Here is a 14,716-nt window from a genome sequence, read left to right on the forward strand (position 1 = left end):
CATGGCGGGCTAAGAAGAAACGTGTGTTCCCTCAGAACCCCGATAGCGTATTGGCAGCACGACACCAGTCACCCGATGCCCTCACCCACACCCACCAGCACACAGGCCGGCAGACATGATTGGCGTGTTTGATGTTTCACCCTCGAACACACACACGCAGTCTCCACACTCGGGAAACATCAACGTGTGATGTTGTGTGCTCCTTAGAAAGGAGGTGATCCAGCCGCACCTTCCGGTACGGCTACCTTGTTACGACTTCGTCCCAATCGCCGATCCCACCTTCGACAGCTCCCTCCCACAAGGGGTTAGGCCACCGGCTTCGGGTGTTACCGACTTTCATGACGTGACGGGCGGTGTGTACAAGGCCCGGGAACGTATTCACCGCAGCGTTGCTGATCTGCGATTACTAGCGACTCCGACTTCATGGGGTCGAGTTGCAGACCCCAATCCGAACTGAGACTGGCTTTAAGGGATTCGCTCCACCTCACGGTCTCGCAGCCCTCTGTACCAGCCATTGTAGCATGTGTGAAGCCCTGGACATAAGGGGCATGATGACTTGACGTCATCCCCACCTTCCTCCGAGTTGACCCCGGCAGTCTCCTGCAAGTCCCCGCCATTACGCGCTGGCAATACAGGACAAGGGTTGCGCTCGTTGCGGGACTTAACCCAACATCTCACGACACGAGCTGACGACAGCCATGCACCACCTGTACACCAACCACAAGGGAACATGTATCTCTACATGCGTCTGGTGTATGTCAAACCCAGGTAAGGTTCTTCGCGTTGCATCGAATTAATCCACATGCTCCGCCGCTTGTGCGGGCCCCCGTCAATTCCTTTGAGTTTTAGCCTTGCGGCCGTACTCCCCAGGCGGGGTACTTAATGCGTTAGCTACGGCACGGATCCCGTGAAAAGGAACCCACACCTAGTACCCACCGTTTACGGCGTGGACTACCAGGGTATCTAATCCTGTTCGCTACCCACGCTTTCGCTCCTCAGCGTCAGTTACTACCCAGAGACCCGCCTTCGCCACCGGTGTTCCTCCTGATATCTGCGCATTTCACCGCTACACCAGGAATTCCAGTCTCCCCTGTAGTACTCAAGTCTGCCCGTATCGCCTGCACGCCTGCAGTTAAGCTGCAGAATTTCACAGACGACGCGACAAACCGCCTACGAGCTCTTTACGCCCAGTAATTCCGGACAACGCTCGCACCCTACGTATTACCGCGGCTGCTGGCACGTAGTTGGCCGGTGCTTCTTCTCCAGGTACCGTCACAAAAGCTTCGTCCCTGGTGAAAGAGGTTTACAACCCGAAGGCCGTCATCCCTCACGCGGCGTCGCTGCATCAGGCTTCCGCCCATTGTGCAATATTCCCCACTGCTGCCTCCCGTAGGAGTCTGGGCCGTGTCTCAGTCCCAGTGTGGCCGATCACCCTCTCAGGTCGGCTACCCGTCGTCGCCTTGGTAGGCCATTACCCCACCAACAAGCTGATAGGCCGCGGGCCCATCCCCAACCGCAAAAGCTTTCCACCAAACCCCATGCGAGGTAAGGTCATATCCGGTATTAGACCCAGTTTCCCAGGCTTATCCCGAAGTCAGGGGCAGATCACCCACGTGTTACTCACCCGTTCGCCACTCGAGTACCCAGCAAGCTGGGCCTTTCCGTTCGACTTGCATGTGTTAAGCACGCCGCCAGCGTTCGTCCTGAGCCAGGATCAAACTCTCCATGAAAAAACACTGAAACCAAAGTTTCAACACAATCAGGAAAGCAAAAACCTGACAAAAACAATCCAAAAAACTGGCATACAAATAAACTTCTCAAAAATAAGAAGATCACAAGACACCAACAAAAAAATTGGCATCAAACAATCCACCAACACACTATCGAGTTCTCAAAGAACACACACCCACCAGCACCACCCCCCTGAGGGAGCGCTCTCCAGCGAGCTTTGCTCACGTTTGGATTCGTTGGCCGTCTCCGGCGCAACTCTTCCAGCCTACCAGACCTTGTCGCGGTCCGCAACCCCTTGGTCGTTTCCGATCGAGGGTGGTCTGGCGGTCCGAGTCTCGCTCCGGACACAAGAGCATCCGGTCGATTTCTCGGGGGCGGTCTGCGCGAAACCCGGTTTCCCTTCCCCGTCCGGCCCTCTCGGACTGTCCGGGGCGGCGCCGTGGCGCGCTGACTTGAAGAAAGTTACGCAACCCGCGGGCCGGAAGCAAATCGCCTGTTCGTTTGCCGACCAGGCACATGATTGTGCTGGTCACGAGGGGTACAACCGCCCGTCATCCGGTTCCATTCCCGAGATTTCCGTGAATTTGCAAATTGTGATGTAGGCCATGTGTGTCGAGCGGATGCTTTCGTCATCGGGAGCGCTATGGCCAGGCACGGGACCGCCCGTTCGGCCAGTTACGCAGCGGCCCGTCGACACCTAGCGTCGACACCATGACCAGTGCTCTCGTCGCATCGACGCAGGTCCCGGCGGTGCGCCGGGCGATGAGCGTGCCGGCCGGTTTCCAGCGCTGCGGTGAGTTCGCGTGGCGCCGACGACCCGACAACGGTGTGGACGTGGTGCACCACCTCGACCGGTCGACGATCAGCGACTCCGCCATGATCGGCGGGCTCGCCCCCCTGGTGATCTCCGGCGTTCTCGACGGTCAGGAACAGTTCGAGGCCGCTGCCATGGGTGTGATCGGTACGTCCGCGCACACGACGTCGTCGTCGTGGGCCGCCTTCTACGACAACTCGATCGCCGAACTGCGCGGCGGCGGATCTCCGTTCAGCCCGATCCATCTGCGCGCTCGTTCCCTGGTCATCGGCCCTGACGTGCTGGAAGTGGGTTGCTGCTTCGGTTTCCTCGCCTTGCAGCTGGCCGACGACGGCCACCGTGTGCGGGCCTGCGATATCTCCCCCGGTGCGATCTCCCTGCTCGGTCACCATGCACACCGTCGCGGTGCGGATGTACGGGCGACCGTCGGCGATGCCACCGGCCTGCACCACGAATCGGACAGCGTCGACACGGTGACCCTCATCCATCTGCTCGAACACCTCGACGAGCAGGCCGCCGTCGCCGCCCTCGGCGAGGCGTTGCGTGTCGCACGGCGGCGCGTGATCGTCGCCGTTCCGTACGAGGACGTGCCCAGCGAGCACTTCGGACATCTGCAGCGGCTCACCGAGGACGACCTGCGCCGGTGGGCGGCGCACGTCGACGATCTCCACCGCGAGGCGGAGTTGATCGAGGATCACGGCGGCTGGCTGGTGCTCACACCTCGGTGACCTCGATCAGATGAGTCCGCGCTTGCTGGCGATGTAGACGGCGTCGGTCCGTTTGGAGACACCCAGTTTGCGGATGATGTTGCGGATGTGGAATTTCACGGTCGACTCGGAAATGTAGAGCTGCTGGCCGATGCGCTTGTTGGACAGGCCATCCGCCAGACACCGAAGAACCTCGCGCTCACGGTCGGAGAGGGCTTCGGGTCCGTCACCGTCGCCCGACACGGCGCGCAGGACGATATCGGTGCTGCGCGGGTCGAAGGCGCTGCCGCCGCTGGACACCGCCTGGATGGCGCGCACCAGTTCGGTGGTGTCGACGTCCTTGACCACGTACCCCCGGGCGCCGGCCTTCACCGCGCGCACCACCAGGTCGTCATCGAGGAAGGTCGTGAGCACAAGTGACGCGACGTCGGGGTGACGCCGCGCGAGCTCGGCCACCAACCGCAGGCCCTCGTAGTCCGCGCCGGCGGACAGCTTCAGGTCGACGACGACCACGTCGGGCCTGCACTCAAGCACCTCCGCGAGCGCGCCCTCCATGGACGACGCCTCTCCGACGACCTCGATCATCGTTTCCCGCCCCAGCAGAGAACGCATGCCCTGGCGCAGCAGCGCATGATCGTCGACGAGCAGCGTGCGGATGGTCGTGGTGTCCCCATCGGGCTGATTCATCGGCTGATTCATCTCAGTCCTCCTTCTGTGGGAGTGGTATGGATGCCGCGATCCGCACGCCCCCGATGCGCGAGCGACGGATACGCAGGTCTCCGCCCAATTCCTCGGCACGCGACCGCATATTCGCCAGACCCCGGTGCCGGCCCGCGGCCAGGTCGCCGTGCGACGCGGTACGCAGCACCCGTCGCACATGATCGGGATCGCCGAGCCCGTCGTCGTCGACCGCGATGGACACGCGGTCGGCCGTGTATCCGAGGGTGACGATCACCCGCCCGGCGTGTGCGTGGACAGCGGCGTTGAAGAGCGCCTCCCCCGCTATGCGGAGAATGGCGTGCTGGACGTCGTCGGACAGTTCGCGGCTTCGTCCCCGGACGACGACCTCGGCGCGAAGATCCGGTGGCATATGCATCGTGCAGAGTTCCGACAGCACCTCGCGCACACTCGGCGCCGAGACCGTCGGAGCGTTGTTGAGGGTGTAGATCACTGTGCGCAACTGTTCGACGGCGTCACGGGTCAGCCGTCCGGCCAACGCGAGCCGGTCTTCGGCGTCACCGGCGACGTCGTCACGGCACAGTTCGATCTGAACGCCCGCCGACAACACCGACTGCGTCACCGAATCATGCAGTTCCCGCGCGATCCGCGACCGTTCCTCGTTGAGCACGGTGGTCCGCATCGCTGCCGACAGATCACGCTGCGCACGCTCCAGCTCGGCATTCCGGTCCGCGAGTTCCCGTGCATGCCTTGTGGTTTCGGACAGAAGCTCGGCGTTGAGCAGCGCCACCGTCGCCTGACTCGCCAGGATCCGGAGCACCACCACATCCGTCGGGTCGACCGTCCGGTCCTGTGCCGTCCACGCCGACAGCCCGCCCACCACCGCACCGTCGAGCTGAACCGGGACGTGCAGGTGATTCTTGTCGACGACGGGACGGTGCAGCACCGTCTCCTCACCGCGCAGGATGTCGTTGAGCCGGTTCAGCACCTGATTCGGCAATTCCGGCGGTGCCGGGAAATCCGCACCCTCGAAGGCGTACAGGGTGCCGTCCGGAGAACTGATCAGATGTCGTAGCCCGGTCTGTTCGAGCTGACCATCGGTGAGGGCGAAGGCGACCCACTGCGCTCCGAGGTGTTCCCTGGCCGCCTCGACGACGGCGACGATCAACGCCTCCGGTCCCGACGCGGTCTGCACCAGCGCACGCGAGATCCGTTCCAGCGCACCGATGACCCGACTGAGGCGTTCCTCCACACCACGGAACTGCGCGTAATGGCTGCCCTTGACGGTGTGCAGCCCCACCAGGCGGGCGAGATCGGGTTGCGCGGACCGGGGCGAGGACATCAGAGCGCCTGCTGATAGAGATCGAGGATGCCGGCGGACACGGGGCGCCGCGGATTGGTCGACATGCAGGAATCGGCGAGCGCGTACGTGGTCAGCAGATCGAGGTCATCCGCGCGGACGCCGAGCGGACTCAGCGTGCCCGGCATCCCCACGCGCGCACCGAGTTCGGCAATCCTGTCGGCCAGCCGGTCGGCCACCGCACGCGGGTTGCCCTCGGTCGACAACCCGACGGCACCGGCCAGGTCGACGAAACCGTCGTCGACGACCTCCGCGTTGTACCGGATGACGTGCGGCAGCAGGACCGTGTTGATGGCGCCGTGCGCGGCGTCGCAGTGTCCGCCGACGGGATGACTCATGGCATGTGCCGCGCCGAGGATCGCGTTGGTGAAGGCCATGCCCGCCTGGAGGGAGGCCAGCGCCATCTCCTCCCCCGCCTCCTGATCGTGCGGGTCGTTGACGAGGCGTTCCAGGTAGGTCCACACGGTGGCGATCGAGGCCAGTGCCAGGGAGTCGGTCAACCGCCCCCGCGCCAGCGAGACGTAGGCCTCGACGCAGTGCGTCAGGACGTCCATGCCGGCCTGAGCGGCCACTTCCGACGGCACCGTGGTGAGCACCATCGGGTCGATCACGGTCAGTTCGGGCACGAGGGACCGACCGAGAATCGTCACCTTCGTCTTGCGTTCGGCGTCGTTGACGATGCAGAACTGCGAGACGTCGGAACCACTGCCCGCGGTCGTGGGGACGGCGAGCACCGGCGGCAACGGGCTGGTCGCCTTGTCGATGCCCTCGTATTCCAGGATGTGGCCACCGTTGGCGGCAAGTACCGCAACGCCTTTGGCGGCGTCGATCACCGAACCGCCGCCGAGTGCGACGATGCCGTCGGCGTCATGCGCCTTGTAGGCCACGAAGGCCTCGGCGATCTGACTCGCCCGCGGATTGGGCGAGACGTCGAGGAACGAGCCGGGCGACAGCCGGGCCGCACGCAGGTCATCCATCAGGCGGGGGAACCACGGTGTGCCCGCCAGATGGCGATCGGACACGACGAAGGGCCGTGTCATACCCAGATTGGCGGTGGCCGTGGGGATCTCGTCGAAGGAGCGGGTGCCGATGATCACCTCGGGCGCATGGAATTTCGCCACCTGGGCCAGTGACCGTCGTGTTCCCCGCGACCTCGTATCAGGCCCCGTCACGCCACCTCCTCCACGATCCGTCCCCTGACGCTATCGCGATCACCGCAGCGATGCACCGAGTTCGTCGGCGCGTTCGATCATCTCCGCACCGTCGCGGGCGCTGATCACGCCGTCGCAGTGTTCGGCGTAGTCGTCGAGCGCGCACCCCGTCTGTGTCCAGTAGCGGCGCGGCTCGGGCGTCACCCACGCCACCCGGTGGGCACGGCGCGCGAGTTCCTCGAACAGGTCGACCCGGGGATCGAAGCCGTTGCTCCGCGCGTCACCGACGATCAGCACTGACGTCCGCTTGCTGACCAGATCGCCGAATTCCGCCAGAAGTTCCGTGAGCATCCGGCCGTAGTCGCTGGTGGCCGCGAGATCCAGGTCGTCGGCCGCGAGCACCGCGGCGAGCGCGTCGTCGGCCTGCGCGCGGCGCAGCGCGTCGGTGACCCGCACCGGACGGTCCACGAAGGCCACGACCTCGCACCGGTCTCCGAAGCGGTGCAGGGTCTGGGCGAGGCGCAGGATGAAACCGGTGACCGGCCGCACCGACAGGGAGACGTCGACGAGGACCAGTATGCGGACCGGGCCCGGCGCATGCCTGCGCCGCCACAGTTCCAGCGGCACACCGTCCGTCGACACCGCAGCCCGCATGGTGGTGCGCATGTCGAGGGGTCCCTGATCGACCCGCCGCACCACATGCCGTGGCGCACCACGCATGCGCTGGATCAGCCGGTGACAGGCACGATCGATGTCCGCCTGGTCCGTCACCGGTTTGGGCGTGTCCTCGGAAACCTGGTGTATGCCCTCGGCTTCGAGACGCTCGCCGAGGGCATCGACGAACGCGGCAAGCGCCTGTTCGAGTTCGGCTCGGCGACGGTCGTCGAGATCCTCGAGGCCATCGGTCCCATAGGCGCGCCGCGCGTCGTAGTCGTCGAGGGCGGCCAGAATCGCCGCCGCACCGGACAATCCGAGCGGATCCCCCTGCACCCGGGTCGCCGAGCCCACCATCTCGCCGACCTGCCCGGCATCGGCCTGATCGACCTCGATCGTGTAGGTGATGCCGCCGGACACCGAGGAGGAATCGGTGTCCACTCCGAGTTCCTCGGCGCCGCTGGACACCGAGAAATCGTTCTCCTCGCGGTGTGCGCTCTCACCGGTCCGTTCCCGCGCATCCGGGTCGTCGACCATCAGGTCGCCGATCTCATCGGTGTGTTCGTCGGCGCCGATGAGGCGGCCCGCCCCCTCGAAATCCTCATCCCAGTCGATGTCGGTGGGCAGTTCGGCGGCCGCACCGCGCGGCCGGGGCATCCACTGCTGCCCCTCGCCCGGTTCGGCGCCGAGGAAGAACATCGCGAAGGCCTCGTCGAAGCCGTCCTGTTCGTGACCGTACTTCACGACGACGCTGCGTAATGCGCTGCGCAGCACGTCGATCCGCTCGCCCCCGATCAGCGCGAGCACCCGGCGCACCTCGATCACCTCGGCCGGCGAGGCCGCGACACCGCGCGCCCTCAGCACCCGGCCGAAGAGCACGGCCAGGGTGTCCAGCGTTCGATCACGATCGGCGTCGATGCCCGCCGGTTGGCTCGTGGACGTCACGGCAACACCTAGCGTCGTGCGGTTGCCGCGCTTCGTGCGCGGCCCGCGCCGAATGCGGTGGCGGTGACCGAGCCGCGCGGCGTGGTTCCGTCCACGCCGATCTCTGTGTCGGAACGACCGGAGTCCGCGGGGGCGGTGAGTGTGCGACGGGCGAGATCCAGGTCGCTGCCGAATTTCACGAGCAGCGACAGCAGGGCCCGATCGTTGTCGGCGGACCAGGTGTCGCCGTCGTCCTGATGCGCGCGACGGTAGGAACCGGCACGTGCGGCATCGATCACCTCCGCGATGGACGGACTCTTGCGCAGCGGCATCTCACGCAGCCTGCGCGCGAGATCGACGACCTCCGCGATGACCGACTCCTCAATCTCGGGGGCCCGCACACCGACGATCCGGCGTTCGCGGTCGGCATCGGGATAGCTCACCTGGAAGTGCAGGCAGCGGCGTTTGAGCGCGGGTGACAGTTCGCGGGTGTCGTTGGAGGTCAGGATGACCCACGGCGCAGAGCGGGCGGTGAACGTACCGAGTTCGGGGACCGTCACCTGACGTTCGGCGAGCACCTCGAGCATCACGGCCTCCATCGCCTCGTCGGTGCGGTCGATCTCGTCGACCAGCAGCACCGTCGGCGTCGCCGAAGTGATCGCGGCCAGCAGCGGTCGGGCGACGAGGAAATCTTCGGTGTACACACCGACGTCGGTCCGGGCGAGCGCCGCCGACGCCGCGGAAAGGCTTGTCTCCGAGGCGAGTTCGGAACTGATGCGATCGCGGAGCATCTGCACGTGCAGCAATTGGCGTGCGTAGTCCCATTCGTAGAGAGCACGGGATTCGTCGAGGCCCTCATAACACTGCAGGCGGATCAGCTCACGGCCGGAAGCCGCAGCGAGTGCCTTGGCGAGTTCGGTCTTGCCGACACCGGCAGGCCCCTCCAGCAGGAGCGGACGGTCGAGCAGAGTCGCGAGGTGCACCACCACCGCGAGTTCGGAATCGATCAGGTAGCCCTCGCCGGACAGGCCGGCCACCAGGTCGTCAGCGGTCTCGAAGGAAGTCAACGGCGTTGTCTCCGTGAGGGTTCGGGGCGCACTCATCATCGGCTCCAGATAGTGGTGGTGGTATTGCGGGAAAGCCCGGACCGCCGCGACCTCGGGTCGCGCCGATCCGGGCTGGTGAACCATGACCGGTCGGGGCTCCGGTCGATGGTCGTCAGTAGCTCCCGGTCATGGCGTGGGTGACCATCGGGATCAGCGACTCGACGGTCGATTCACGCGGGTTGCCCGGTGTGCACCAGTCGTCCATCATGTGCTCGGCGATGGCACGGATCTGCTTGTCCGAGGTGTCCATCTTGTCGCCGCGGCCCTCGTACTTGCCGGTGTTCATCCGGTTCTTGTCGTAGCTGTCGACGCTCAGCTGCCCGAAGTTGTCCGGGATGCCCAGGTCCTTCGAGAGACGGATGGCCTCCTCGACGGCGGCGTCGGCGGCCTGCACGGTCGTCATATTGCGGGTGTCCACGCCCAGCAGACGCGCGATCTCCGCGTACCGCTCGAAGCGTGCCGGCAGGTTGTACTCCCACACGCGCGGCAGAGCGATCGCGTTGTTCAGGCCGTGGTGGCTGTCGTAGAACGCGCTGACCGCGTGCGACATCGAGTGCACCAGACCGAGGCCACCCGAGTTGAACGCCTGGGCGGCGATGTACTGCGCGTGCATCATGCCGGAGCGGGCCGCGAGATTCTTCGGGTCGTACACGGCGGTGCGCAGGTGATCGCGGATCAGCTCGATCGAGTACTTGGCGTTGCCCAGCGACGGCTCGAAGTCGAGACGCGACACGAACGGCTCACTGGCGTGCGCCAGGACGTCGAAACCACAGAACGCGGTGAAGTGCTCGGGGCAGCTGTAGTAGAGCAGCGGATCGTCCATGGCCAGGTCGACCAGGCAGGTGTCGTCGAAGGCCACCCACTTGTGCGGCTTGTTCATGTCCGAGGTGTCGGTGATGACATAGGCCCACGAGGTCTCGGAGCCGGTGCCCGCGGTCGTCGACACCGCGATGTGCTTCGGGTTCTCCTTGTTCGTGGCCTTCGAGAAGCCCTCGAATTCGTTGATGTTGCGGCCGTCGTGGGCGATGACCATGCGGGCGCCCTTGGCGGCGTCATGGCTGGATCCGCCACCGACCGAGATGATGCCGTCGCACTTCTCCGACTGATAGAGCGCCGCGGCGTCCATGCAGTTGTAGTCCTTGGGGTTGGACTCCACCTGGTCGTAGAGGACGACGTCGACACCCTGGTACTCGATCTTGCCGATGAGCTCCTCGATGATCCCCGAGCCGCGAAGGCCGGTGGTCATCAGAAGGACGCGGGTCATGCCGAGGTCTTTGGCCTCCACACCGAGCATGTCGTGTGCGCCGACGCCCAGCTTGGCCTTCGGGAACGGATGGAACTCCTTGATCGGGAAGTCCCAGATCTGGTTGAGCTCAATTGCCATGAGGTAGTTCTCCCTTGTGACGAACCAATCTGTCTCTCCGAGAATGTTCCCCAGATCACATGGCGCACAAGGTGTCCTGACCGACGTCCACCCGGTTCGGACCGGTCGGTGAGCGCGCGGCCTGTCCGATCGGACAGGCCGGTGGACGAGGTCGGCGATTCGTCCCGCGAGAAAGCGAGGCGTGGGTCAGCCGCGGACGCGTTCGATGTCGCCGCCGAGGGCGCGCAGATTCTCGACGAAATGCGGGTAGCCGCGATCGATGTGCTCGACGTCGTGCACCTCGGTCACTCCGTCGGCGACCAGCCCGGCCAGTACCAGGCCTGCTCCGGCACGGATGTCCGAACACCAGACCGGCGCCGACGACAACCGTTCGATGCCGCGCAGCACCGCGTGATGACCGTCGGTGCGCGCATCGGCACCCAGGCGGATCATCTCCTCGACGAAGCGGAAGCGCGCCTCGAAGACGTTCTCGGTGATGACCGACATGCCGTCGGCGATGGCCGCCATCCCGATGGCCATGGGCTGCAGATCGGTTGGGAAGCCGGGGAACGGGAGCGTCGAGACATTGACCGCGACGGGGCGGGAGTCCTGCCGCACCCGGAAACCGTCGGCGAAGCGATCCACCTGGGCCCCCGCGGCGGTGAGTTTATGGAGAACCAGCTGCAGGTGATCGGGCTGCACCCCGCGGACGGTCACGTCGCCCTGCGTCATGGCGGCCGCGATCCCCCACGTCGCACCGACGATCCGGTCGCCCACCACACGATGCGTGGTCGGGTGCAGTTGCCGGACACCGGTCACCGTGAGCGTCGCCGTGCCCGCACCGTCGATGATGGCACCCATCTGCTGCAGCATCTCGCAGAGATCGACGATCTCCGGCTCGCGCGCGGCGTTGTCGATGATCGTCTCGCCGTCCGCGAGCACCGCGGCCATCAGGATGTTCTCAGTCGCGCCGACGGACGGGAACTCCAGCGCGACCGGCGCTCCGACCAGGGCGTCGGCCTGCGCGACGACGCAGCCGTGCTCGATGGAACTCTGTGCGCCCAGCGCCCGTAGGCCCGCCTGATGCATGTCCAGTGGCCGCGAACCGATGGCGTCGCCGCCGGGCAGCGCCACCACCGCGCGCCTGCACCGCGCCATCAGCGGGCCGAGCACGCACACCGACGCCCGGAACTGTTTCACCGCATCGAAATCCGCGTGATACTTCGGCTCGGCCGGTGCGTCGATGACAACGGTGTCGCCCTCGATCGTCACCGACGCCCCGAGGCCACGCAGCACGTCCGCCATCAACGGGACGTCGGCGATCTCGGGAGAGTTCGTCAGCGTGGTCGTGCCCTCCGCCAGCAGAGCCGCGGCCATCAACTTCAACACGCTGTTCTTGGCGCCGCCCACGGACACCTCACCGGTCAGACGGGCACCGCCGGACACCAGGAACCGATCAGTCACGACTGCTACTGTAACCGGCCCACCATGCGCGACCGCACACGTCCGGTCCGCACGCAGCGGTCACCGAAAACCATTACGTTGGCAATCATGGCCGTACACCTGACCCGCATCTACACCCGGACCGGTGACGACGGGACCACCGGACTCAGCGACTTCTCCCGCGTCGCCAAGACGGATGCACGGGTCGTCGCCTACGCCGATTGTGACGAGGCCAACGCGGCCATCGGCGCCGCCCTGGCCCTCGGTGACGCCCCCGAGGACATCACTGCCGTCCTGCGGACCGTGCAGAACGATCTCTTCGACGCCGGCGCCGACCTGTCCACGCCGGTCGTCGACGATCCGAAGTATCCGCCGCTGCGCATCGAGCAGAGCTACATCGACGCCCTCGAGGCGTGGTGCGACTCCTTCGGCGCCGATCTGCCGGCACTCGACTCGTTCATCCTGCCCGGCGGCAGCCCGCTCGCCGCGCTGCTGCATCAGGCCCGGACCGTCACACGACGTGCGGAACGTTCGGCGTGGTCGGCGGTGGACGAGTTCCCGGACTCCACATCGGTGCTGCCCGCGAAGTATCTGAACCGGCTGTCGGATCTGCTGTTCATCCTGTCCCGGGTGGCCAATCGCGGTCCGCGCGGCACCGGCGACGTGAAATGGGTACCGGGCGGAGACCGTAGCCGTCCGGAGTGATCAGGCGCTGCGGCGACGCTGCGACCGCGCCGACTGCCGCGACTCCAGCCACGACTGGAACGCGGTGACCGCCCCAGGCGCCATCGCCAGTTCCAGCGCCCCGCCATCGGTGTCGGCGCCCGGGGCGAGTTCCAGAATGATCATGCCCTCGAGGATGTCGGCCTCGGTGCCCTGCGGTCGGCGCCGGCCGCGGATCTCGATGGACTGTCGCTGCAGAGTGCGCGTCGGCCCGGGACGCAGGGTGCTGAGCCGGAAGTAGCGGAGTGCGGTGTCGCTGTAGTGGACGGTGCCGTGCCGCCAGCCCTCGTCGACGTCGGCGGGCAGCACACGCAGCAAGACCGGGGTGCCCTCACGGCGCAACTGACCGAGCCGATACGCGAGCAGCCCGCACAGCACGATGGCGACGAGGAGCAGTACTCCCAACGTCACCGCGACCGACATCCACACCAGGGGCACACACCTTCCGATGCCCGGCCGCGTGGGCTGGGTCGCACCCGGGCCGGGGTGCGCCGATCGGGGCGGAATCCCCGGTACGCGGCCGTATCACCAGCATGCCAGACGAACACCGAGATCCGGACATCACCCGCGAACAGCCGCCCCGACACCGATCGTCAGGACCGCCCCGGCTGCGGGGTCGCCCGGCACAGTGCCGTACCGAGCGCGTTCCGCATGGTGTCGCCGGCCTGCGCGTCGTTGCCGTTCGGGTACAGATTCGCCATGACCGTGGCGCTGCGGCCGTCGGTCGTGGCGCCGCTCAGGGTCTGGAATCCCGGTATGCCCCCGTCGTAGCCCCAATAGGTTCCACCGCACGGCAGCGGCGCGCTGTCCAGTCCCAGTCCGTAACCACTGCCGGAGTCGTCGTCGGCGGGGCGGGTCGTCATCATCTCCCGCAGCTCGGGTGGTCCCAGCAACCGCCCGTTGACCACCTGGTCGAGGAAGTGATTCATGTCGGCGGCACTGGAGACCATGCCCCCGGCGCTCCCGGAGATCGACGGATTGAACCGCGTCCGGTCGACGCGGTGGTCGTCGAGTCGCGCGTAGCCGTGGGGATGCGGGCCCGCGATCTCCGGTTCGTCGCCCGGCACATCGGTGGCCCCGAGATGCAACGGTTCGGTGATGCGACCGCGGATCTCGTCGGCGAAGGACCGTCCGGTGACCTTCTCGATGAGCATGCCGATCAGCACGTAGTTGGTGTTGGAGTACTGACGCTGTGTGCCCGGGGCGAACGCACGGGGACGGTCCAGTGCCACCCGGAGGAGTTCGGCCGAATCATAGTGTTGCAGAGGCGATGTCAGGACGTGACGGATCTCGATGCCCTCGAGATAGTCGGGCACACCACTCGTGTGCTGGAGAAGTTGCCGGACCGTGATCGCACGACCGTCGTTGCCATGGCCCCGGATCACGCCGGGCAGCCACCTCTCGATCGGTTGATCGAGCGCGATACGGTGCTCCGCGACGAGTTGCAGCACCACCACCGCGGCGAAGGTCTTGGTCATGCTGCCGATGCGGAAGTGCCCGCCGGCCGTCATCGGCGCCGACGACGCGATCTCGGCGAGACCGTCGGTGTACACCGTGCGCCCGTCGGCGTCGCTCACCTCCAGCAGTGCTCCCGGTGCCCGGTCGGGCCCGGTCATCCGTGTCAGCACCGCCTGCACCTCGGAGCGTCCCCGGTGCCCGGATCCCCCCTGGTCCTCATCGCCCGCCGAACAGCCGGACACGATCATCGTCGCCCCCATGCACACCGCGCCGATCACCTTCCGCAACCCGGCGCCCCGGCGGATCATCGCGTCTTCTCCGCGTTATCGAACTCCCCGGCCTTGTCGTGACTCCAACTGGCCAGCAGCATGCCGACGAACACGACGACGACCAGGGCCACCAATCGGCCGCCCCAGCCGCCCGGGGCCCAGTCGAAGGCACCCCACAGCACCCGTTCGCCGTGATCGAGCATCAGTCGTATGGCCGCCTGGGCACTCATGATCGTCACCACCATGCCCACGATCTGCAGGCAGATGTATGCCCCCTTACCCATCCGTGACGCCTCCGTTCCTGTTGTTCGATCCGCACCGGATGCCCCCAGTCT

12 protein-coding genes and 1 rRNA gene are annotated in these 14,716 nt (G+C 66.0%); 2 read left to right on the top strand and 11 right to left on the bottom strand.

The window, feature by feature from the left end:
* Positions 1-207: 207 nt before the first annotated feature.
* Positions 208-1,730, bottom strand: a 16S ribosomal RNA gene (locus AC4JJG_RS00005).
* Positions 1,731-2,442: 712 nt separating this feature from the next.
* Between AC4JJG_RS00005 and mftM the strand changes: the two genes are divergently transcribed.
* Entirely contained in the window at positions 2,443-3,273 is an 831-nt protein-coding gene (gene mftM, locus AC4JJG_RS00010; protein WP_495399560.1) for a mycofactocin oligosaccharide methyltransferase MftM, read from the top strand.
* A gap of 6 nt (positions 3,274-3,279) precedes the next feature.
* Here mftM and AC4JJG_RS00015 read toward each other — a convergent pair whose 3' ends face one another.
* The 7 genes from AC4JJG_RS00015 to murA all read right to left on the bottom strand — a co-directional run bounded on the left by AC4JJG_RS00015 (position 3,280) and on the right by murA (position 11,952).
* The gene (locus tag AC4JJG_RS00015) at positions 3,280-3,939 is read right to left on the bottom strand and encodes a MadR family response regulator transcription factor (protein ID WP_495399656.1); all 660 of its coding nucleotides are present in this window, start codon (positions 3,937-3,939) and stop codon (positions 3,280-3,282) included.
* A gap of 13 nt (positions 3,940-3,952) precedes the next feature.
* The gene (locus AC4JJG_RS00020) at positions 3,953-5,272 is read right to left on the bottom strand and encodes a MadS family sensor histidine kinase (protein WP_495399559.1); all 1,320 of its coding nucleotides are present in this window, start codon (positions 5,270-5,272) and stop codon (positions 3,953-3,955) included.
* Positions 5,272-6,462, bottom strand: a complete 1,191-nt coding sequence (locus AC4JJG_RS00025; protein WP_495399558.1) for an iron-containing alcohol dehydrogenase — start codon at positions 6,460-6,462, stop codon at positions 5,272-5,274. Before AC4JJG_RS00025 ends, AC4JJG_RS00020 begins: the two co-directional genes overlap by 1 nt.
* A 39-nt stretch (positions 6,463-6,501) precedes the next feature.
* The gene (gene madC / locus AC4JJG_RS00030; protein WP_495399557.1) at positions 6,502-8,040 is read right to left on the bottom strand and encodes a MadC family VWA domain-containing protein; all 1,539 of its coding nucleotides are present in this window, start codon (positions 8,038-8,040) and stop codon (positions 6,502-6,504) included.
* Positions 8,041-8,048: 8 nt separating this feature from the next.
* Positions 8,049-9,122, bottom strand: a complete 1,074-nt coding sequence (locus AC4JJG_RS00035; RefSeq protein WP_495399655.1) for a MadB family AAA-type ATPase — start codon at positions 9,120-9,122, stop codon at positions 8,049-8,051.
* A 115-nt stretch (positions 9,123-9,237) separates the two neighbouring features.
* Positions 9,238-10,509 carry an NDMA-dependent methanol dehydrogenase gene (gene mdo / locus AC4JJG_RS00040; protein WP_495399556.1) on the bottom strand — a complete coding sequence of 424 codons (1,272 nt, stop codon included), beginning with the start codon at positions 10,507-10,509 and terminating at the stop codon, positions 9,238-9,240.
* A gap of 186 nt (positions 10,510-10,695) precedes the next feature.
* On the bottom strand, positions 10,696-11,952 hold the full coding sequence (gene murA / locus AC4JJG_RS00045; RefSeq protein WP_495399555.1) for a UDP-N-acetylglucosamine 1-carboxyvinyltransferase: 1,257 nt from the start codon (positions 11,950-11,952) through the stop codon (positions 10,696-10,698).
* Between the two features lie 87 nt (positions 11,953-12,039).
* Here murA and AC4JJG_RS00050 point away from each other — a divergent pair, with 87 nt between their 5' ends.
* Positions 12,040-12,636, top strand: a complete 597-nt coding sequence (locus tag AC4JJG_RS00050; RefSeq protein WP_495399554.1) for a cob(I)yrinic acid a,c-diamide adenosyltransferase — start codon at positions 12,040-12,042, stop codon at positions 12,634-12,636.
* Here AC4JJG_RS00050 and AC4JJG_RS00055 read toward each other — a convergent pair whose 3' ends face one another.
* From AC4JJG_RS00055 to AC4JJG_RS00065, 3 genes are all read right to left on the bottom strand, one after another.
* The gene (locus AC4JJG_RS00055) at positions 12,637-13,077 is read right to left on the bottom strand and encodes a DUF2550 domain-containing protein (protein ID WP_495399654.1); all 441 of its coding nucleotides are present in this window, start codon (positions 13,075-13,077) and stop codon (positions 12,637-12,639) included.
* Positions 13,078-13,247: 170 nt separating this feature from the next.
* Positions 13,248-14,420 carry a serine hydrolase domain-containing protein gene (locus AC4JJG_RS00060; RefSeq protein WP_495399553.1) on the bottom strand — a complete coding sequence of 391 codons (1,173 nt, stop codon included), beginning with the start codon at positions 14,418-14,420 and terminating at the stop codon, positions 13,248-13,250.
* A complete protein-coding gene (locus tag AC4JJG_RS00065; RefSeq protein WP_495399552.1) occupies positions 14,417-14,665 on the bottom strand; it encodes a hypothetical protein in 249 nt (82 codons plus the stop codon). The genes AC4JJG_RS00060 and AC4JJG_RS00065 overlap by 4 nt, the downstream gene beginning before the upstream one ends.
* Between the last annotated feature and the right edge of the window lie 51 nt (positions 14,666-14,716).

It is taken from the genome of Gordonia sp. B8661-1 (assembly GCF_059427765.1).